The organism is Micromonospora sp. NBRC 107095 (assembly GCF_030269705.1).
GTDB lineage: Bacteria > Actinomycetota > Actinomycetes > Mycobacteriales > Micromonosporaceae > Micromonospora > Micromonospora parva.
In genome coordinates, this window is record NZ_BSTU01000005.1 from 38361 (window position 1) to 59264 (window position 20904).

Genomic DNA, 20904 nt, shown 5'->3' on the forward strand with positions numbered 1-20904 from the left:
ACCCTGGACGGGCCCCACGTCCCCGGGGTGAACCACCCGTCGTCACCCCTGCCGGGTGGTCACACCGCCGCTGACATAGCCGGCGACGGCCCGTCCGAGCTGGTCGATCGCGTCGCGGGCGCCGACGGCGACCAGGGTGTCGCCGTAGCGCAGGACCCACCGGGCGTCGGGCCTGAGGACCGGGTGGCCGTCGCGCAGAACCGCCACGACGACGGCGTCGGTACGCAGACTGCCCAGCGGACGCCCGTCTTGCTCGCTGCCGGCGGGAACCGGCACCCGGGCCACCGTCACGGCGTCCACGTCCGAACCACGGTCGGGCACCAGGTCGATGACCGGGGTCGCCGCGAGCAGGTTGGCCACGTGGTGGGCCGCCAACGGCGACAGCGCCGCCGCGGCCCGGACGTCGGTCGGGTCGTCGCCGTCGTACAGGACGATGTCGCGGGCGCCGTTGGGGTGGCAGATCACGCCGAGTCGGGTGCCATCGCCGGTGACGAACGAGTACGAGACGCCGACGCCGGGGAGGGCGATACGTTCGATTTCCATGACGGACTCCTCCTTGATGGTTCCGCACGCCGTTCGGGGTCGCCGTACTCGCCGTGCCAGTGGGCCAGCCGCCCGGCGCGGCTGACCGCCCGCAGCCGGCGTTCGGTGGCCTCACGCACCGTCGGGGTGGTGAGGACGAGCAGGTCGTCGCCGGTCCGCAACCGGGTGTCCGTCGCAGGGACGAACGCGACGCCGTGGCGCACCACCAGCGGGGCCACCGCTGGCGACGGCAGCCGCAGCTCGTCCAGGTACGTGCCGTGCAGCTTCGAACCCGCGGTGACGGTGACGTTGATCAGGTCGGCGTCGATGTTGTCCAGCGGGGCGATCTCGACCTGCAGGTCCGGGCCGACGCGGTGGGGTGCCAGCCCGAGGCGTTGCGCGAGCCACGGCAGCGACGGCGCCTGAATCGCGGTGAACACCACGACGAGCACGAAGACGATGTTGAACACGACCATGGCACCGGGGGCGCCGGCCACCACCGGCACCGTGGCCAGCACGATCGGCACGGCGCCGCGCAGGCCCGCCCAGGACAGGAACACCTGCTCGCGCAGCGGGATGCGGAACGGCAACAGGGTCAGCAGCACCGAGACGGGTCGGGCGATGAGCAGCAGGGCCGCGCCGACCACCAGAGCCGGCACGATCGCCGCCGGCAGGTCGGCCGGCGACACCAGCAGACCCAGCATGACGAAAAGGCCGATCTGCGCGATCCAGCCGAGCCCCTCGGCCAGCGACTCGGTGGCGCGCCGGTGCGGCAGGCCGGCGTTGCCGAGCACCAGACCCGCCAGGTAGGCGGCGATGAACCCGCTGGCCTGGAGCAGACCGGAGCCGGCGAACGCGAACACCCCGCACGCGACCGTGGCGATCGGATACAGCCCCGAGGTGGGCAGGGTGAGCCGGCGCAGCAGCCACACCGCCGCCATGCCCACCCCGACCCCGGCGAGCGCGCCGACCACCAGTTGGTAGCTCATCTGGGCGAGCATCCCGCCCGGGGACAGCGCGGTCAGACTCGTCGCGCTGAACGCCAGCACCAGGATGAACGTGGGCGCGTCGTTGAGCCCCGACTCCGCCTCCAGCAGGTTGCTCAACCGGCGCGGCAGCGGCACCGCGCGCAGCACCGAGAAGACGGCTGCCGCGTCGGTGGACGAGACGATCGCGCCGAGCAGCAGCGACAGATGCCATCCCAGGCCGAGCAGATAGTGCGCCGCCGCGGCGGTGACGGCGACGCTGATGAACACACCGAGCGTGGCGAGAGCGCTGGCCGGACGTAACACCCGCCGCACATCGCTGACCCGGGTGGTCAGGCCGCCCTCGACGAGGATCACCGCGAGGGCGGCCAACCCGAGCGCCTGCGCCAGCGCGGCGTCGTCGAACGGCAGCCCGAGCCCGCCCTCACCGAGCAGCAGCCCGACACCCAGGTACGCCAGCAGCACCGGCATCCCCGCCTTCGCGGCGATCTTCGCCGCGCCCACGCTGACCAACGCCACCAGCGTCCCGGCCGCCAGCAGCAGATACAACGACGACAGCGTCACGGCGCACCACCCACCGACGCGGCCACCCGGTCCGTGGCGATCAACGCGTACACGACCGTGAACACCGCCACCGCCAACCAGCCCGTCGTGGTCATCCACCGCCCCCCTCCCCACGGACCCCGAAGGCCCGCCCGCCGTCTGTCCCTCTACCGTTGCCAACCGGGGGCACTGCTGACATCGGGGCCAACACTCATTCCAGGGCGGTCAGCAGGGGACACCATGGGAGCCAGCCCCCATGGACACCCACGCGACGCCCACGAGATCCTGAGGTACCGGAGCGTCAACCCACCCGGGGCAGCCGCGCCCGCGACGATGGAAGGGCGGAGACGACAGGGGGAGGTTCGACACGGTGTCGCTGTTCTGGCGGATCTTCCTGATCAACGCCGCGGTCCTCACCGCGGCGACCGTCCTGGTCCTGCTGGGCCCCGTGACGGTGTCGACACCGTTCGTCCTCACCGAGGCACTCATCCTCAGCGGCGGGCTGGTCGTCATGCTCGTCGCGAACGCGCTGCTACTGCGCGTCGGCCTGGCACCCCTGCAACGCCTCACCCGGGCGATGACCACCATCGACCTCCTGCGCCCCGGCCCCCGCCCCGCGGTCACCGGACACGCCGGCATCGCCGCCCTGATCAGCACGTTCAACGCCATGCTCGACCGACTCGAAGCCGACCGCGCCGCCAGCAACGCCCGCGCGCTGTCCGCCCAGGAGGACGAGCGGCGGCGCATCGCCCAGGAACTGCACGACGAGATCGGCCAGACGCTGACCGCCGTCCTGCTGCAGATCAGCCGCGTCGCCGACAACGCCCCACCCGAGCTACGACCCGAACTGCACCAGGTGCAGGAAACCACCCGCGACAGCCTCGACGAGATCCGCCGCATCGCCCGCCGCCTGCGACCCGGCGTCCTGGAGGAACTCGGGCTGATCGCCGCCCTGCGCTCCCTGTTCGCGGAGATCTCCCACCACAGCGGCCTGCAGATCCGCCGGGACTTCGCACCCGATCTACCCGTACTCACCGAGGAAGTCGAATTGGTGCTCTACCGCGTGGCCCAGGAAGGCCTCACCAACGTCGCCCGGCACGCCGACGCCACCCGCGTCGACATCACCCTCGTCCCACACGGCAACGGCGTGCGGCTACGCATCCGCGACGACGGACGCGGCACCGACGGCCAACCGGAAGGCGCCGGCATCCGCGGCATGCGCGAACGCGCGCTGCTCGTCGGCGCCCACCTCACCATCGGGGCAAGCCCCGGCGGCGGCACCGAGGTCACCCTCGACGTGCCCGACCCGGCAGGCCTGGCATGAGCGCGCCCATCCGCATCCTGCTCGCCGACGACCACGCACTGGTACGCCGCGGCGTGCGCCTCATCCTTGACGGCGAACCCGACCTGACCGTCGTCGCCGAGGCCAGCGACGGCGCCGAAGCCCTCGAACAAGCCCGGCTGCACCAACCGGACCTGGCCATCCTCGACATCGCCATGCCCCGGCTCACCGGCCTGCAAGCCACCCGTGAACTCGTCAGACAGCAACCGGGCCTGCGGGTACTGATCCTGACCATGTACGACAACGAACAGTTCTTCTTCGAAGGCCTCCGCGCCGGCGCCAACGGATACGTCCTCAAATCCGTCGCCGACCGCGACCTCGTCGAGGCGTGCCGGGCCGCCATGCGCGACGAACCGTTCCTCTACCCCGGCGCCGTCACCGCCCTGATCCGCAACTACCTCGACCGCGTCCGCAACGGCGAACCCGTACCCGAACGCGCCATCACCGGCCGCGAGGAGGAGATCCTCAAACTCGTCGCCGAAGGGCACTCCTCGAAGGAGATCGCCGAACTGCTGTTCATCAGCATCAAGACCGTCGAGCGGCACCGCAGCAACCTGCTGCAGAAACTGGGCCTACGCGACCGGCTCGACCTCACCCGATACGCCATCCGCGCGGGCCTCATCGAACCCTGACCACCACCGACACCCGCCAGCGGCGGCCACCGGGGGAGCGGCCCGCCCAGCCGCAAGATTCCCTCAAGATCATTGCATAGACGATCTCCGACGACCATGCTGATCGAATCGCGCCACGATCAACTAGTCGGAGGCCACATGCGACACCAGCGACCCCTAGCGATCGCCGTAGCCACACTCCTCACCCTCACCCTCACCACCGCACCCACCCCCGCCAACGCCCAGAGCGCGGCAGCACCCAACCAGGTCACCAACCTCACCATCCGCCAGGCCGACGGGTACGCCACCCTCGCCTGGCAACCCGTCGACGGGGCAACCGACTACCAGATCGAACGCACCGCCGTCGACGCCACCGGCATCCCCACCGGCGCACCCACCATCGTCGGCATCTGGCGCCCCAACCGCCAGATCAACCAACAGGCACCCACCTTCGCCGACGCCGGATTCAACCCCGGCGACACCTTCCAGTGGCGGGTACGCGCCCGCACCGGCACCACCGAACAGCCCTACTCCGACCCGGTCGTCGCCACCACCACCGCACCCTGGGGCAACCCCGACACCCCCGGCGAGCAACTGCGCACCCAGTGGGAAACCGCCCACGCCGCCCAGTACACCAGCGACACCGACGAGTACGCCTACACCGCCGCCATCGACGCCCTCAGCGACCGCGTCCGCGTCGTCGAACTCGGCCGCACCGTCCAGAACCGACCGATCAACATGCTGGTCATCGGTTACCCCACCCCCGCGACCACCCCAGAGGCCGTCGCCGCCACCGCACCCGTGGCCATCAACTGCAACGTGCACGGCAACGAACCCGGCGACCGCGAAGCCTGCCTCATCATGGCCCGGCAACTCGCCTTCAGCACCGACCCCCGGATCACCGACCTGCTCAGCCACACCACCGTCCTGATCGTCCCCACCATCAACGGAGACGGCCGCGCCGCCAACACCCGCGGCAACTCCACCGGCCAGGACCTCAACCGCGACTACTCCCTGATCCGCCAGCCGGAGACCGCCGCGTACATCAAGATGGTCCGCGACTACCGACCCGTCGCCGGCTACGACGGCCACGAGTACGGCAACTCCCGCGCCGGCGACCTGCCGATGCTGCCACCCCGACACCAGAACGTCGCCCAACCCATCTTCGACCAGTCCCAGGACATGATCGAAGGCCACATGTACGCCAAGGGCGCCGAAGCCGGCTGGTGGGCCTGCCCCTACGGCTGCGAAGGCGGCGGCAACGTCGGCCTCAGCGAGGAAACCATCCTGCGCAACACCCTCGGCCTCAAGAACGTCGCCAACTCCCTGCTGGAACTGCGCAGCTCCGGCGGACAGACCCGACCCGACGAGGGCAACACCGCCAACAACCGGCGCCGCAAGACCTACTCGGCCCTGTGGACCTTCCACCAGTTCCTGGACTACCACCGCGCCGACCGCAACGACATCCTCACCTCCCGCGCCGAGTCCATCGAAATCCAGGCCGCCAACACCGGCCGCCTGGTCTTCCGCGGCTCCCGACCGATCCCCGCCCACCCCGCCCCGCACCCTGGCGACAGCCCGCCGCCGCTCGACGCCCCCAGCGCCGACCTCATCCTCGACAACGCCCCCTGCGCCTACAAGCTCACCGACGAGCAGTACAACGGCGCACGCACCGACGGACCAGGCGGCGTCGGCACCACCGTCGCCCAGCGCATCGCCGCACACGGCTGGAAGGTCATCAAGACCACCGACGGCTACTACGTCCCCCTCAACCAGCCCGAACGCGGCCTCATCCCGCTGCTGCTCGACACTCAGGGCGTCGAGAAGCTGACCGACGGCGAACGCGTCTACCCCACCCTCACCGGCCGACGCAACGGACCGCTGACCGTCACCGGCTTCACCTGCGCCGCCAACGCCACCATCAACGGCCCCGTCACCGTCCAGCCGGGCGCGGCACTCGTCGCGACCGCGACGACAATCAGCGGACCCGTCAGCGCCAACCGCGCCGCCGGCGTCGTCCTCGCCGACAGCAGCGTCAACGGCCCGCTGCAGATCACCACCACCGACGCTATGTCCATCATCGACGTCACCATCGCCGGCCCGGTCAGCCTCACCGGCACCACCGCAGCACTGCTGGTCGGCAACACCATCCGCGGCCCGCTCAACTGCACCGCGAACAGCACCGCCCCGACCAACCTCGGCGTCGCCAACACCGTGCACGGCCCGCGCACCAACCAGTGCGCGGCACTGTGACCACCAGCTAGCCGAGCCGGCGTGCCGGCGGTGCGGGGCCGCCACGCCCCACACCGCCGGCACCCCCCACCCCCCAACCCCGAACCGTGGAGCCCGCCGTGTCGAACCCGTCCCGCGCTCTGCACCTGATTGCCCTGGCCCTGCTGCTGACCCCGGTCGCCTGCACCGCCACACCGGACCCGAAACCACCACGCGACAACACCAGCGCCCCCCAGGTCACCGGGCCGCTCTGCGCCGCCCTGCCCACCGGCACCGACCCCGGCAACCCGAGCTTCCTCGCCGGCCAACCCGTCGACCAGGCACTGCGATGGATCCCCACCCTCACCACGTTCGAAGCGGCCCTGCGCACCAGCGGCGCCCTCACCGACCTGCCCACCGGCACCGACGTCACCATCCTCGCGCCCTCCGACGACGCCTTCGCCGCCACGTTCTCCGAGGACAACTGGGACGACCTGATGACCCGCCACATCGACCAGCTACGCACCCTGCTCAAGGCACACCTGATCACCGGAACCCACACCATCGACGACCTGGTGACCGCCGGCACCACCACCACCCTCGACGGCACCACCCTCACCGTCACCCGCACCGGCCCCACCGCCCGCCTCGCCGACCGGGCCGATGCGGTGTGCGCCGACTACCGGGCCACCAACGCGCGCATCCACATCATCAACGCGGTACTCGGCGCACTGCCCAAGACCGCCGGCGACACCGACGAGCGGGCCCACTGACCGCGCTCACCACTCCTCCTGCACCGGCACCAGCGCGGCCAACGCCCGGTTGGTGCGGTTGGCCCGTACCGCATCGCGCTGCTGAACGGCCGTCACCTCGATGTACGTCTGCGACGACGCCAACGACGCGTGCCCCAACAACCGCATGATCTCCGCCGCGCTCGCCCCGTCCTCGGCCAACCGTGTCGCGAAGGTGTGCCGCAACGCGTGCAACCGCGCGCCCCGCGGCACCCGGTCGCCGACGCCCGCCCGCCGAAAACACGACTCCACCAGATACTGCAGCCCACCCCGGCGCAGCGGCTCACCACGCCGATCCACCAGCAACGCCGAGTCCGGCCGCACCGACCGGGAACCGAAGCGCCGCACCCGACTGTCCAGGTAGTCCCGCAGCACCCGGTCCAGGTCCGCCTCGATTGGCACCACCCGGGGCCGCCCACCCTTGCCGAGCACCTCGATGCGCCGCTCACCAGGCCGACCCGCCAGCGAGCCGACCCGCAACGCCAGCAACTCCGACAGGCGCAGCCCCGCGCACAGCGCCACCGCCAGCACCGCCACGTCCCGCTCCGGCCACGGGTCACGCTGCCGCCCGTCGTCGCGGGCGACCGCCGCGAGCAGCACCTCGGGGGTGTCCGCGCCGCGCAGCGGCTTCGGCTGGGGGAGGAGCGCCCGGGGTCGCCCGACCGCCGGCATCGGGTTGCCCGCCACCACCCCGTCGGCGACCAGGAAGGTGAAGAAACTGTTCCAGGTGGACCAGGCCCGATGCACTGACGCGGGCGCCCGGGGGGCGGCGAACCGGGCGAAGGCCGCCCGCATGACGCGGGGGGAGAGGTCGGTGATCGACAGTTCGTCGAGGGGGAGGGGAGTGGCGTCACCGTCGGCGATCAGGGCGGCCACCGCGTACAGGTCCCGACGGTAGGCAGCCAGGGTGTGGGGGGAGGGCTTGCGGGTGGCGCGAGCGGTCAGGAACTCCTCGATCAGCACCCCGAGCGATTCGTCCTTTTTGTCATGCATAAGGGATATTATGCAGCATTTTCGCGTTCCCGGGAAGCGGGGGGAGAGGGGACACGAGGCCGTATCGTGCCGGGCATGAGACCGGCCGCCACCTGCCCACGGTGCGGGCGACGAGGCAGCCCTGTCTGGTACGAGGATTCCGCCGAGCCCACCGCCTGGGGGTGCCCGGCGGGGCACCGGTGGTCGAGCGCCGGCCGGCCCGGGTGGACGCCGTACCCGTCGCCCGCCGCCGTTCCCGGACGTCAGGGCACGAGCGAGCCGTCGGCCCGGGTGCACCCTCACCGGGTGGACCGGGACGGGCGGAGCTGGCGGATCGGGACAGCCGACGACGTCGCCTGGATCGCCGGCCACACCACACACGGCCCGTCGGTCACCGCCGCCATCCCGCCGGTCTTCGAGGCGTACGCCACCTTCCACCCGCCGGACGGCATCGCTGTCGACGTCCACGAACGTGCCGTCGTCGACCGGTTGGCAGCGCGTAGCCCGGAACAACAGTGGTGGCTGGGCTACCTCGACACCGGGGCGCACGACATCGTCTTCCCGGGCGCGGCGACGGTGACCCTCTACTGGGGGTGGTCCTACCTGCTGGTCGAAGCGGGGCCCGAGCAGGCTCTCACCTGGCGTACCGGACACCTGCGCGGCGCCGGTGCGTTGCCCGACCTGTTCTTCCCGGCGGACCGCTCCTGGCTCGTCTCCGCCCTGTGGGACGACACCTGGACCGACATCGGCGCCAGCGCCGACATGCTCGCCGGACTGCTGAGTGATCCGCTGGTCAACGCCCGCCTCGTCGGCCCCGACGAGGACGCGTGTCCGCCGGGGCTGACGCGCGACTGACCCCTGTCGAGGGGACCGTCGGATTGGTCTACTTTACATAATGTGCATTATCGAATCGCCGTAGGAACGGCTGGACAGGGGACAGCCATGAATCTCCGCACGACGTAGCTTCATCAGTGGTCGCTGTCTCGACACCTGGAGCCGGCGTTCCGTGAGCTGTCGGCACGCGCACCAGTCAGACCTCACAGCAGACCAGGAGGAGACGCGGCGTGGGGATGGTCGAGACGGCGTTGCTGCGCCTGGCCAACTCGGTGGTGACACCGGCGGTGAAACGGTGGCTGGGACGCCGCCGGGCACACCGGGAACGTGAGACCCCGCTCATCGAGCTGATCGGCTCCGGGATCACCGATGACCTCGGCCTGCGCCGGGCGGGCCGGCGGTTGGACGACATCGTCGACACCGTCTACGAACGCCTGCAACCATTGGTTCGCCGCCGGGAGCCGGCGCTGCCCGACAACGAGATCGCCGCCGCGCTGAACGCGGTGGCCGACACGTTGCGCGACGCGGACCTGTCCGACGCGGCGGTGTTCGCCGACGACGTCGACCCCGCGCTGATGGCTACCCGGCTGCGCCGGCAACTGCCCGACGTTCCCGCGCGGGCGGGCCTGAGCGAGACGGCGGCACACCTGTACGGGCGGGTCCTCGACGAGTGCTGCACCTGCCTGACCCAGTTGGTGGTGCAACTCCCCCCGTTCCAGGGTCGCGCCACCGTGCAGACCCTGGAACGGCTGTCCGCGGTGGCCGACAGCCTGACCCAGGTGCTGGCCCGGCTGCCGGTGACCAGTCTGGACGCCCCCACCGGGACCAGTCATGACGCCCAGTTCCGGACCCGGTACCTGGCCCACCTGCTCGCCGTGCTGGATCATCTGGAACTGTTCGGCGTCGACGTGCACCGCTACCGGCTGCGTACCCCGCTGAGCATCGCGTACATCAGCCTGGCCGTCACCGGCGGCACCACCCGTGGCCTGCGCCGCGGTGGGTTCCGCTGGGGTCCCGGCCTGCTGCGCTCCGACGGCGGTGGTGGTGACAGCGCTTCGGTACGGGCCGAGCAGGCCCTCGGCGACGCGGCGCGGGTCCTGCTACGTGGTGACGCCGGCTCCGGCAAGACCACTCTCATGCAGTGGATCGCGGTCACCGCGGCCCGGCACGGGTTCACCGGAGAACTCGACACCTGGAACGGGCGTACCCCGTTTCTGATCCGGCTGCGTGACCACGTCGCCCAGCCGTTGCCTCCCCCGGAACGGTTCCTCGACCTGATCGCCGCCACGATCGCCGGGCTGATGCCTCCCGGTTGGGTGCACCGCCAACTCGTCACCGGGGCGATCCTGTTGGTCGACGGCGTGGACGAGGTACCGGAAGGTCAACGGCGGGCGGTCCGCGACTGGCTGCACGGCCTGCTGTCCGCATACCCCGACCTGCGGGTCGTGGTCACCTCCCGGCCGGCTGCGGCGTCGGCCCGCTGGCTGGACACCGAAGGGTTCACCTCGGTGTTTCTGGAGCGGATGGGGCCGGCCGACGTCAAGGCGCTGATCCGGCACTGGCATGAGGCCGTCCGCCGCGCCGCCAACCTGCCCTGCGAACCTCATCTGCTGCCCGGCTACGAACAACGGCTGCTCGCCCAACTCGACGGCAGCGCCCACCTGCAGAACCTCGCCGGTAGCCCGCTGCTCTGCGCGATGCTGTGCGCGCTGAACCTGGACCGGGACAGCAACCTGCCCCGCAACCGGATGGACATCTACCAGGCTGCCATCGACATGCTGCTGCACCGCCGCGACTCGCAACGCGGCGTGCCCACCGCGCTGCCGGAACTGACCAGCCGTGACCAGGCGCAGCTGTTGCAGGAGGTCGCCTGGTGGATGACCCAGAACAGCCGCACCGAGCTCACCCGCGCCGAGGCGACGCAGCGCTTCACGCATCGGTTGGCCGGGATCCGGCACATCACCGCCCCCGTCGCCGCCGTGCTCGAGCACATGATCCAACGCAGTGGGGTCCTGCGTGAGCCGGTGCCCGACCGCATCGACTTCGTCCATCGCACCTTTCAGGAATACCTGGCTGCCCGGGAGGCCGCCGACCAGGGGCACACCGGTGCCCTGCTTGAGCACGCCCACCTCGACACCTGGCGCGAAACGATCATTCTGGCCGCCGGTCACGCCAACGCGCCGGTCCGCAGGCAGCTCCTCGCCGGCCTGCTCACGCTCGCCGGCGAGCGACCGAAGCAGGCCCGAAGGTTGCGGTTGCTCGCCGCGGCGTGCCTGGAGACCGCGCCAGCGGTCGAGCCGGAAGTCCTCGGCCGGATCCGTTCCCACCTGCGTGAGCTGCTGCCCCGGTCCGTTGCCGAGGCCCGGTCCCTGGCGGCCGTCGGGGAACCGCTGCTCGCCGAGCTGCCGGCGGATCTCAGCACGTTGAGTGAGGCCCAGGCCGCCGCCACGGTGAGGGCTGTGGCGTTGGTCAATGGTCCCGATGCGCTTGCGACCCTCGCCCGCTACGGCACCGACCCGCGACCTCGCGTGCAGCAGCAGCTCATCACGGCGTGGGAGTACTTCGACCCCGCTGACTACGCCGACCGGGTCCTCGCTGACGCACCGCTTGAGGGTGGCGAGGTGACGATCCGCAGTGCAGCATTGCTCCCCGCGCTGCCCCAGCTGCGTCACCTCGCCAAGACGGTCATCCGTACCGATCAGAAGGTGGACCTGGCCCAGCTGTCGGGTGTGCCGCACCTGACCGAAGTTCACCTGACCGCGAGAGGGGTCGTTGGCGACTTTGGGTATCTGGCCAGAAACCTCGACCTGAAGGTCATATGGTTGCACGCCGATCAGCAACTATTGAATCTCTCCTCGCTGCGAGGGTTGCCCAAACTCGCCTACCTGTCCTTGTGGGGCCTCGCACCCCACCAGGACCTCACCGCCCTCACCTGTTTGAGGCAGCTGGAATGGCTCACCCTGAGCGGCGTGGAGGTCAGCGCAAGTCAGCTCGCTGAGCTCCACGCGCTGAGATACCTGAATTTCAGTCCAGCCTCGGTGTGGGATCCGGCGATGTTCGATCCTCTACAGAAGCTGACACTGTTGGCGCTCTACAGCGATGTGGGGCCTGTTGGTGGAGTTCGTGAGCTGGCGGTGAAACTCCGGCAGCTGAAAGTTACGTATCTGTCGCTGAGCGATTGTGCATGGCTATCTGACCTGACCCCAATAGCCGCAATCGACACTCTGACCGAGCTGGTGATTGACGGGACACTCGTCACCGATTTGAGTCCCCTGGCCGGGCTGCCTCACCTTGGCTGGCTGAGCATCGGCAACAGCGAACACGTGTTCGACCTCACTCCGCTCGCCGGTCTGCCAGGGCTCAAAAACCTCTGGATCGGGGACTCGGCGCCGGGACTTGACCTGACGCCACTGCACGGAAAACGCATGACCGTGCACCTCGCGCGACGCGTCAAGCTCGCCGACACCGCGCGCCCGGACGGGGTACGCGTCAAACGCGTCGGGTGAGTGTTTGGAGGCTGAGCGAACCCCGTGACCTCGTGGGCGGGGTCCGCTCCCCCACTGACGCGTCTCAGTCTCGGGTGCGGCGTAGCCAGTCCTGGGTGAGTGATCGCAGCAGGGCGGGTTGTTCGTACGGCAGGTAGTGCCCGGCCGCGTCGATCGCCGTGTAGGTGCCGCGCGGGTAGTGGCGCATGGCGCGGAACTGGTCGGCGTAGCCGGTGATGCGGTCCTGTCGGCCGGTGATCACGCTGACCGGGCCGTCGAAGACGACGTCGGCGTCCTCGTCGGGTAGCGCGTAGCCGGGTCCGGTCTGGAGTTCCTGTTGGAAGGTCGCGTCGCCGGGGCCGCCGGAGTTCAGTGCGGCGAGCACGGTCGCGACGACGGCCGGGGTGCGGTGGCCCAGGGCGGTGTCGAGGTGTGCGTGCAGGGCGGTGGGGGCGGTGTCGAGCCATCCGGTGGGAGCGTCGAGGGGTGGGTCGGTGGGCAGGTCCCGGCTGTGGCGGGCGATGGTGACGCCGGGGCAGACGAGGAGCAGGCCGCGGACGAGGTCGGGTCGTTGGCGGGCGATGCCGGCGGCCAGGTACGCGCCGTAGGAGCCGCCGGCGAGCAGGGTTGGTGCGTCGATGTGCTGGTCGAGCCAGGCGCAGATGGTGTCCAGGACCGCTTGGGAGGTGGGTGGGCAGTGTGCGGGGGTGTCTCCGTGGCCGGGCAGGTCCAGGTAGATCTCGCGTAGGCCGGCTCCGGTGAGGGCGGGGTGGAAGGCGGTGGCCGTGGCGGCGCGGCTGGTGCTGAACATGGGTAGGCACACCACCGCCGCTCCGGTGTCCGCTGACTGGTCGAACGCCAGGTTCATGGTGGGTCCTCGCTGGAGACGGCTGTGTGCTCCACCGTCTCATGGGCGGTGGGATTGACGGGGTCGTGGGCACCGGCCGAAACGGCCGGTGCCCACGAGCGGTGTGGCGGGGGTGCGGCTCAGAGCCAGGGCACCTGTGGGGACGGGTAGAAGTCGACCTGTTGCAGTCGCCAGCGGGGTGCCTGTTCCCCCAGCCGGGTGCGGAACGATTCCCAGTCGTGGCTGGCGGCGGTGGACCAGCCGAGTTCGGCGATGGCGGGCAGGCGGGGGAAGGCCATGTATTCGATGTCGTCGAGGGTGCGCAGGGTCTCGGACCACAGGGGTGCCTCGACGCCGAGGATGGCGTTCTCGCCGATGCCGGTGACCCGGGTGGCGGGGTCCCAGCCGTACGCGTCGGACACCTCGATGAGGCCGGCCCAGCGGAGGCCGAGGCGGGTGTTGGCGTCGTACTTCATGTCCAGGTAGGCCTTGTTCGCCGGCGACATGATGACTTTGGTGCCGCGGGCGGTGGCCGCGACGAGGCTGGCGTTGGTGGTGCCGGTGCCCCAGAACTGGGCGACGTGGTCGGCGGAGGTGTCGGCCTGGGTGATCTCGTTCCATCCGGAGGCGCGTTTGCCGTACTTGGCGACCAGGGGCAGGACCCGGTTCATGAAGGTGCGGTAGTCCTCGTCGGTGGTCGCGTGGGCTTCGTCGCCGCCGATGTGCAGGAACGGTCCCGGGGTGATGGCGGCGACTTCGCGGATGACGTCTTCGACGAACCGGTAGGTGAGTTCGTCGTTGATGCACAGGGAGCTGTAGCCGACGGCCATGTCGGTGCGCGGGGGTGGTGCGACGCCGTCGCAGTTGAGTTCGGGGTATGTCGACTGGGCGGCGTTGGTGTGTCCGGGCATGTCGATCTCGGGGATGATCGTGATGTGTCGCGCGGCGGCGTAGGCGACGACGGCCTGGTAGTCGGCCTTGGTGAGGTATCCGGGGCCGGCGCCGTCGACTCCGGTGCCGGGTCCGCCGCCGACGGTGGTGAGGCGGGGCCAGGAGTCGATCTGGATTCGCCAGCCCTGGTCGTCGGTCAGGTGCAGGTGCAGGTAGTTGATTTTGTACTGGCTGAGCAGGTCCACGTAGGCGGTGATGTCGTCCACGGTGTGGAAGTGCCGGGCGAGGTCGAGCATCGCACCCCGGTAGGCGAAGCGTGGGTAGTCGATGATTCGTCCGCCGGGGACGGTCCAGGTGACGCGCTGCCGGTCGGGTGCCTCGATCTGGGCGGGGAGCAACTGGCGCAGTGTCTGGGTGCCGGCGAACAGGCCGGCCGGGGTGTTGGCGCGGATGGTGACGCCGCGGCGGGTGACGTCGAGTTGGTAGCCCTGCTGGCCGATGCGGTCGTCGCTGCCCTCGATGAGCAGGGCGATCTCGGGTAGCGGGGTGGAGCGTACGGGCAGGACGGGCAGGGGGTGGCCGGTGGCGGGGCGCAGGGTGGTGGCGAGTTGGTGGCCGATCTGCCGGGCGGCGGTGGAGCCGGGGGTGGTGCGGATGACGGTCAGTGGGGTGATCCGGAAGGCGTTGTGCGCGTCGGGTCGGGTTTCGACGGGTGCGGGGATGACGTCGCTGAGGTGGCGGGTTGGTGTGGTGGGTGGGGCGGCGGGGGCGGGTGTGGCGGGCAGGGTGAGTGGTAGCGCGAGGGCGGCTATGGCCAGCAGCCGTGTGGTGTGTCGGCGACGCACGGTACCTCCAGGCCTCGTCATGATCGACCTTGGTCGATTAGACTCGCAGGCTACCGGCGCCCTGCCTGCACTGTAAACCTTCCTTAACATAAGGGCGTGTCGAGACAGCGTTGTCGCCGACCTCACGTGTGCCGCTCGCGGGGAATTCCCGCGGCGGGTCGTGCCGTTGTCCGTTCGGAAGATCAGAAGCACATGATCGAATGGAAGTGCCATGCACATGCGCACAGACGCGGTAGTGCTGTTCGGCGTCACGGGAGATCTCGTCTCGAAGAAGCTGTTCCCGGCGCTGTACGAGTTGACCCGGCGCGACCGCCTCGACGTCCCGGTGATCGGCGTGGCCCGCTCCCCCTGGGATGATCAACAACTGGTCACCATGGCGCGCAAGTCGGTCACCGAGGCCAACGACGAGATCGACGACGAGACCTTCGACCGGCTCGCGGACAACCTCTCGATGATCTCCGGCAACTACGCGGACCCGGCGACGTACCAGCGGCTGGCTGAGCGGCTGCGCGACGCCGAGCGGCCGGTCTTCTACCTGGCGATCCCGCCGGCGGTGTTCGGCTCCGTCGTCGAGGGCCTGGCGGCCGTGGGTCTGGCCGACCGGGGTCGGGTGATCGTGGAGAAGCCGTTCGGGCGTGACCTGGAGTCCTCCCGCGAGCTGGACCGCACGCTGGGCGCGGCCTTCGCGCCGGAGCGGGTGTTCCGCATCGACCACTACCTCGGCAAGGAAGCCGTCGAAGGGCTTTACGCCTTCCGGTTCGCCAACCGACTGTTCGAGCCGTTGTGGAACAACGAGCACATCGACAACATCCAGGTCACCCTCGCCGAGGGCTTCGGCACGCAGGGCCGGGCCGGCTTCTACGACACGGTGGGCGCGACCCGGGACGTGCTGCAGAACCACATCCTGCAGGTCGTCGCGCTCATCGCGATGGAGGCGCCGGCCAGCGAGGACACCGTGGCGTTCCGGGAGGCGGAGGCCGCGGTACTGCGGCAGATCGCGCCGCTGTCGCCGCAGTCCACCGTCCGGGGGCAGTACGCCGGCTACCGCGACGAGCCGGGAGTCGCGGCGGATTCCAACACCGAGACGTTCGTGGCGACCCGGCTGACCGTCGACTCCCCCCGCTGGGCGGGTGTGCCGTTCTACCTGCGCACCGGCAAGTCCCTGCCGGGGACGGCGACGGAGGTCGTGGTCGAGTTCAAGCAGCCGCAGCGCTCGCTGATTCCGGCCGAGCAGGGCACGGCGACCGCGGCGAACCTGCTGCGCTTCCGTCTGGGGCGCGGTGACGGCATCACCATGTCGATCCAGGCGAAGAGCCCGGGCGCCGAGGTGGCGAGCCGACCGGTGGACCTGTCCGTCGACTTCGGCGCGGCTTTCGGTCGCCGCCAGGAGGCGTACGAGCGGCTGCTCGACGACGCCATGGACGGGCAGCACCTGCGCTTCGCGCGGGCCGAGACGATCGAGCAGGAGTGGCGCATCGTCGAGCCGATCCTGGATCTGCCGACGCCCGTGCAGTCGTACGAGAAGGGCAGCTGGGGTCCGGCGGACGCCGACGCGCTGGCCGGCGGCTGGCATCTCCCGGACCTGCGCTAGCTGTCGACGCCGCGGCGACCGGGGGCTGACTGACCGCTCAGCTCAGCGGAGCGACCGTCCGGCGACGGTGAGGTTTGCCGCTCACGAGTGCGGTGGGCACGTTGGGGGCGACGTTTCTCGTCCTCATCGGAGAGGAAGCAGCGCATGCTTTCCGCACTCGATCGTCGGCACACCGTCGCGCCGCCCGGTTACAGCCGCTGGCTCATCCCCCCGGCGGCGTTGGCCATCCATCTCTGCATCGGTCAGGTCTACGCCACCAGCGTCTACAAGAACTCCCTGATCGCCCACTTCGACACCAGCCAGACGGCGATCGGGGTGATCTTCAGCATCGCGATCGTGATGCTCGGGTTGTCCGCGGCCGTCGCCGGGACCTGGGTGGAGGCGAACGGGCCGCGCAAGGCCATGTTCGTCTCGGCCTGTTTCTGGGCGGCGGGCTTCCTGGTGGGTTCGCTGGGCATCGCCACGAAGCAGCTGTGGTTGCTGTATCTGGGCTACGGGTTGCTCGGCGGCATCGGCCTGGGCATCGGCTACATCTCCCCCGTCTCCACCCTGATCAAGTGGTTCCCGGACCGGCCGGGCCTGGCCACCGGGCTGGCGATCATGGGGTTCGGTGGTGGGGCCATGGTCGCCTCTCCCCTGTCCCGGCAACTGTTGTCGTTCTACGACGCCGGCTACGACCCGGCCAACGCCGGGTCGACGGCCTCGGGCAGCGCCCTGGTGTGGCTGTTCGTGACGCTCGGCCTGGGCTACTTCGTGATCATGATGTTTGGGGTGGCGAACGTGCGGGTGCCGGCGCAGGACTGGCGTCCGGCCGGCTTCGACCCGGCGAGCGTGGCGGCGAAGCCGCTGGTCACCACGGCGAACGTCTCGGCGGCGAACGCGGTGAAGACCCGCTCGTTCTGGCTGCTGTGGGTGGTGTTGTTCTGCAACGTGACAGCGGGCATCGGCATCCTGGAACAGGCCAGCCCGATGATCCAGGACTTCTTCCGCGACAACGGCACCTCCGCGGTGACCGTCGCGGCGGCCGGCGGGTTCGTGGGCCTGCTGTCGCTGTTCAACATGGCCGGCCGGTTCGTGTGGTCGTCCACCTCGGACGTCATCGGCCGCAAACCCATCTACCTGGTGTACCTGGGTGTCGGCATGGTGCTGTACGCGCTGCTGGCGCTCGTCGGGCAGACCTCGACGGCGCTGTTCGTGCTGTTGGCCTGCGTGATCCTGTCGTTCTACGGCGGTGGGTTCGCGACGGTGCCGGCGTACCTGCGTGACCTGTTCGGCACCTTCCAGGTCGGCGCGATCCACGGGCGGCTGTTGACCGCCTGGTCGGCGGCGGGGATCGCGGGTCCGCTGATCGTCAACGGGTTCCTCGACGCGCAGGGCGAGCCGGGCTCGCTGACGGCTGCGGCGTACCGGCCGGCGCTGTTCACGATGGTCGGGGTGCTGGCGGTGGGCTTCGTGGCGAACCTGCTGGTACGGCCGGTGCCGCAGCGCTATCACGAACCACCGGCGGATCAGACCGTGCAACAGGACGTGGACGAGGACACGACGGCGCAGAGGAGTGGTGCGCGATGAGTGAGGACAGCCGGCCCGGGCAGCAGGCCCGGTTGTGGATCTCCTGGTTGGTGGTGGCGGCGCTACTGGGCTACGGGGTCGCGCAGACCGTCATCACCGCGGCGAAGCTGTTCACCCATTGAGCGGTGAGCCGGGGCGCGCCGTGCGCCCCGGCTCACAGACCGCCGGAGACGCGCAGCACGGTCCCGGTGGCGTAGGACGCGTCCGGGCCGAGTAGCCAGGCAATGGCGGCGGCGATCTCGTCGGGTTCACCGGCGCGCCCCAGTGGGATACGGCCGACGGCCGAGTCGGCGCGGTCGGGCACCCCGGAGTCGGCGTGGATGTCGGTGCGCACGATGCCGGGGGCGACGGCGTTGACCCGGATGCCCCTGGGCGCGAGCTCCTTGGCCAGGCCGACGGTGAGGGTATCGGTGGCGGCCTTCACGGCGGCGTAGTGCACGTACTCCCCCGGGCTGCCGAGGGTTGCCGCCGCTGAGGAGACGTTGACGATCGCCCCACCGTCGGTGAGCCGCCGGGCGGCCTGCTGGGCGCAGAGGACGTAGCCGACGAGGTTGACGTCGACGACCCGGCGCAGGTCCTCGACGCGCAGCTCGGTGAAGGGCCCGATGAGGCTGGTGACGCCGGCGTTGTTGACCAGGCCGGTGAGCGGGCCGAGCTCGGCGGCCGCGTCGAACAGGGCGCGTACCTGCTCGGGGTCGGTGGTGTCGGCCGGTACCGCGATGGCCTGCGCGCCGGCGGCCCGCAGGTCGGCCAGGACAGCGTCAGCGGCGCTGTGGTCGCGGCGGTAGCACAGGGCGATGTGGTGACCGGCGTGGGCGAGACGGCGGGCGGTGGCCGCGCCGATGCCCCGGCCACCGCCGGTGATGACGGTGACGGGTGCCACGGTGCCTCCAGGACTCTCGGGGTGGGATGGGCCGACGCTACCGTGACGGCGCGGATCGGTCGTCGAGAGGAGAGTCACAGGCAGCGGGCGCTGGTCCTCGCGCCGACGTCGGCGGCGCGGGCCGGGCGGGCCCGGGCCGACGAGGTGGCGGCGCTCTGGCGGTGATCGCTTACGCTCACCGCGCGGTCGATCGGGCAGCGGTCGATCCGACGACGGAGGTGCGCGGTGGCGGGTGTGGGTGTCGGCGACGTGGTGCAGGATTTCGAGCTGCCGGATGAGACGGGCACGCCGCGGCGACTGTCGGAGTTCCTGGCGACCGGTCCGGTGGTGCTGTTCTTCTACCCGGGCGCGATGACCCGCGGGTGCACGGCGGAGAGCTGCCACTTCCGCGACCTCGCGGCGGAGTTCACGGCGGTGGGCGCGTCGCGGGTGGGCATCAGCCGGGACCCGGTGGCGAAGCAGGCCGAGTTCTCGAAGCTGCACGGGTTCGACTATCCGCTGCTCTCGGACGAGGACGCGACGGTGGCGCAGCAGTTCGGGGTGAAGCGGCGGCTGCCGTTGGGGGCGTTGAGCACGAAGCGGATGACGTTCGTGATCGGCACCGACCGACGGGTCATCGAGGTGATCCACAGTGAGGTGAGCATGAACGACCACGCGGACCGGGCGCTGCGGGCGCTGGGCGGCTGAGCGGGCGTGAGCCCCGTGCGACGGGTGTCGCAGCCGGCTGATATCAAGACACAAATCAAACAGGTGTACGGAAGAGGGTTGTGATGGATGCCGGCCAGGGTTTGTCCACTAGCGAGGTGCAGAGCATCCGGGAGGCGGTGGCCGCCGGGCGCAAGCCGCGGGTGGTGTTCACCGCGGCGGCGGGGCAGATCGCCGGTCAGGTCGGCCAGGTGATCGAGCTGACCGACCCGGAGGTGTCCGACGAGTTCGTGGTGGTGCGCTTCGGCCGCGACGAGTTGCCGTTCTCCCCCGCCGACCTGGCCGTGGCGCCCAAGGGGGCCGGCCGTCGGGTGGTGGAGCCGAAGCCGGAGCCCGAGGCCGAGGCGCCGCCCGCGGTGGCCGCGCCGGAGTTCGTGTTGGACACGCCGCGGGTGCCCGCGCAGCGACAGGAGGAGCCGAAGGTGGAGCAGACGGAGAAGCCGCCGGCGCGGCGGGCGGTCAAGGCCGTCAAGCCGAAGGGCCCCGCGGGTCTCACCGTGACCCTGGCGTACGCCGACGGTGAGTGGACCGTCGCGGCGCAGCAGGGCAGCAAGGCCCTCGCGAAGCCGTACGTGGTGAAGCCGGCCGAGGCGTTGAAGATGGTGGCCCTGGTCGACGTGCCGGGGGTGCAGGAGGCGGTGGAGCAGATCCTCGGCACCGAGCGGGCCGAGGCGGAGCAGCAGGCCGAGAAGCTGCGCGCCGAGCTGGCCGAGATCGAGGCCCGGCTGGCGGAGCTGCGCGAGGCCCGCTGAGGCGGGTCAGTGCCGGCTGTGGTGCCGCAGCAGCCGGGTGAGCAGTCGGGTCAGCTGTTCGCGTTCGTCGGTGGACAGTGGGGCGAGCAGGTCGGCCTGCACACGCTCGACGGTGGTGCCCATCCGGCGCCCCTCGTCGGCGCCGGCGTCGGTGACGCTGATGACGTTGCGGCGGCGATCGGCCGGGTCGGGGGTGCGCACCACGAGCCCTCGGCCGGCCAGGTCGTTGATGGTGGCCACCACGTCGCTGCGGTCGATGCCGCAGCGTCGGCCGAGGTCGGCCTGGCTCGCGGGCCCGTCCTCGGTCAGGGTGGCGAGCAGTCGGTAGTGGTAGCCGCGCAGGTCGTGCGCGGCGAAGCCCTCGCTGAGCAGCCGGGCGGCGTGGCTGGCGGTTTGGTTGAGCAACCAGCTCGGGGTGGTGTGGAGCCCGGCGGGTGACTGCGGGGCCGCGTGATCCATGGGCGCAGCCTACCAGGAATCGTTGGCGCGACCCACGATCGGATGTTACGTTGGCTGCACCAACG

The 20904-nt window shown here is 70.5% G+C and carries 18 protein-coding genes; 11 read left to right on the forward strand and 7 right to left on the reverse strand.

From position 1 onward, the window contains the following. Positions 1–42 precede the first annotated feature (42 nt). The gene (locus QSK15_RS23035; RefSeq protein ID WP_285796232.1) at positions 43–543 is read right to left on the reverse strand and encodes a cation:proton antiporter regulatory subunit; all 501 of its coding nucleotides are present in this window, start codon (positions 541–543) and stop codon (positions 43–45) included. Then, entirely contained in the window at positions 462–2072 is a 1611-nt protein-coding gene (locus QSK15_RS23040; RefSeq protein WP_285796233.1) for a potassium/proton antiporter, read from the reverse strand. Before QSK15_RS23040 ends, QSK15_RS23035 begins: the two co-directional genes overlap by 82 nt. A 349-nt stretch (positions 2073–2421) precedes the next feature. Between QSK15_RS23040 and QSK15_RS23045 the strand changes: the two genes are divergently transcribed. The 4 genes from QSK15_RS23045 (at position 2422) to QSK15_RS23060 (ending at position 6988) form a co-directional block, all read left to right on the forward strand. Then, the gene (locus QSK15_RS23045) at positions 2422–3375 is read left to right on the forward strand and encodes a HAMP domain-containing sensor histidine kinase (RefSeq protein ID WP_285796234.1); all 954 of its coding nucleotides are present in this window, start codon (positions 2422–2424) and stop codon (positions 3373–3375) included. Then, positions 3372–4025, forward strand: a complete 654-nt coding sequence (locus QSK15_RS23050; RefSeq protein ID WP_030327686.1) for a response regulator — start codon at positions 3372–3374, stop codon at positions 4023–4025. The genes QSK15_RS23045 and QSK15_RS23050 overlap by 4 nt, the downstream gene beginning before the upstream one ends. A 138-nt stretch (positions 4026–4163) precedes the next feature. Next, a complete protein-coding gene (locus QSK15_RS23055) occupies positions 4164–6257 on the forward strand; it encodes a M14 family zinc carboxypeptidase (protein WP_285796235.1) in 2094 nt (697 codons plus the stop codon). Positions 6258–6355: 98 nt separating this feature from the next. Next, positions 6356–6988 carry a fasciclin domain-containing protein gene (locus QSK15_RS23060; RefSeq protein WP_285796236.1) on the forward strand — a complete coding sequence of 211 codons (633 nt, stop codon included), beginning with the start codon at positions 6356–6358 and terminating at the stop codon, positions 6986–6988. 6 nt (positions 6989–6994) lie between these two features. Here QSK15_RS23060 and QSK15_RS23065 read toward each other — a convergent pair whose 3' ends face one another. Then, a complete protein-coding gene (locus tag QSK15_RS23065) occupies positions 6995–7999 on the reverse strand; it encodes a tyrosine-type recombinase/integrase (protein ID WP_285796237.1) in 1005 nt (334 codons plus the stop codon). A gap of 285 nt (positions 8000–8284) precedes the next feature. Here QSK15_RS23065 and QSK15_RS23070 point away from each other — a divergent pair, with 285 nt between their 5' ends. Both QSK15_RS23070 and QSK15_RS23075 read left to right on the forward strand, forming a co-directional pair. Beyond that, positions 8285–8833, forward strand: coding sequence for a hypothetical protein (locus tag QSK15_RS23070; protein WP_285796238.1), 549 nt, complete (start codon positions 8285–8287; stop codon positions 8831–8833). 215 nt (positions 8834–9048) lie between these two features. After that, positions 9049–12318 (forward strand): NACHT domain-containing protein, encoded by a 3270-nt coding sequence (locus tag QSK15_RS23075; protein ID WP_285796704.1) that lies wholly within the window; start codon positions 9049–9051, stop codon positions 12316–12318. A 64-nt stretch (positions 12319–12382) separates the two neighbouring features. On the opposite strand, the gene QSK15_RS23080 is transcribed toward QSK15_RS23075, so the two are convergent. Then, complete coding sequence (locus QSK15_RS23080) at positions 12383–13165, reverse strand: alpha/beta fold hydrolase (protein WP_285796239.1); 783 nt, start codon at positions 13163–13165, stop codon at positions 12383–12385. A gap of 119 nt (positions 13166–13284) precedes the next feature. Continuing rightward, positions 13285–14880 carry a beta-N-acetylhexosaminidase gene (locus tag QSK15_RS23085; protein ID WP_285796240.1) on the reverse strand — a complete coding sequence of 532 codons (1596 nt, stop codon included), beginning with the start codon at positions 14878–14880 and terminating at the stop codon, positions 13285–13287. Positions 14881–15091: 211 nt separating this feature from the next. On the opposite strand from QSK15_RS23085, the gene zwf reads away from it, so the two are divergent. The 3 genes from zwf to QSK15_RS23100 all read left to right on the forward strand — a co-directional run bounded on the left by zwf (position 15092) and on the right by QSK15_RS23100 (position 18162). Next, positions 15092–16471: a glucose-6-phosphate dehydrogenase gene (gene zwf / locus QSK15_RS23090; RefSeq protein WP_285796241.1), complete on the forward strand. Its 1380-nt coding sequence runs from the start codon at positions 15092–15094 to the stop codon at positions 16469–16471. Between the two features lie 144 nt (positions 16472–16615). Beyond that, a complete protein-coding gene (locus QSK15_RS23095) occupies positions 16616–18040 on the forward strand; it encodes an OFA family MFS transporter (RefSeq protein WP_285796242.1) in 1425 nt (474 codons plus the stop codon). Beyond that, positions 18037–18162 carry an MFS transporter small subunit gene (locus QSK15_RS23100; protein ID WP_256443348.1) on the forward strand — a complete coding sequence of 42 codons (126 nt, stop codon included), beginning with the start codon at positions 18037–18039 and terminating at the stop codon, positions 18160–18162. Before QSK15_RS23095 ends, QSK15_RS23100 begins: the two co-directional genes overlap by 4 nt. 32 nt (positions 18163–18194) lie before the next feature. Here the strand turns inward: QSK15_RS23100 and QSK15_RS23105 are convergent, their stop codons facing one another. After that, a complete protein-coding gene (locus QSK15_RS23105) occupies positions 18195–18923 on the reverse strand; it encodes an SDR family NAD(P)-dependent oxidoreductase (protein WP_285796243.1) in 729 nt (242 codons plus the stop codon). A 225-nt stretch (positions 18924–19148) separates the two neighbouring features. Here QSK15_RS23105 and QSK15_RS23110 point away from each other — a divergent pair, with 225 nt between their 5' ends. After that, positions 19149–19610: a peroxiredoxin gene (locus QSK15_RS23110; protein ID WP_285796244.1), complete on the forward strand. Its 462-nt coding sequence runs from the start codon at positions 19149–19151 to the stop codon at positions 19608–19610. 83 nt (positions 19611–19693) lie between these two features. Continuing rightward, positions 19694–20380 (forward strand): hypothetical protein, encoded by a 687-nt coding sequence (locus QSK15_RS23115; RefSeq protein ID WP_285796245.1) that lies wholly within the window; start codon positions 19694–19696, stop codon positions 20378–20380. 6 nt (positions 20381–20386) lie between these two features. On the opposite strand, the gene QSK15_RS23120 is transcribed toward QSK15_RS23115, so the two are convergent. Beyond that, complete coding sequence (locus QSK15_RS23120; protein ID WP_285796246.1) at positions 20387–20839, reverse strand: MarR family winged helix-turn-helix transcriptional regulator; 453 nt, start codon at positions 20837–20839, stop codon at positions 20387–20389. Positions 20840–20904: the final 65 nt, after the last annotated feature.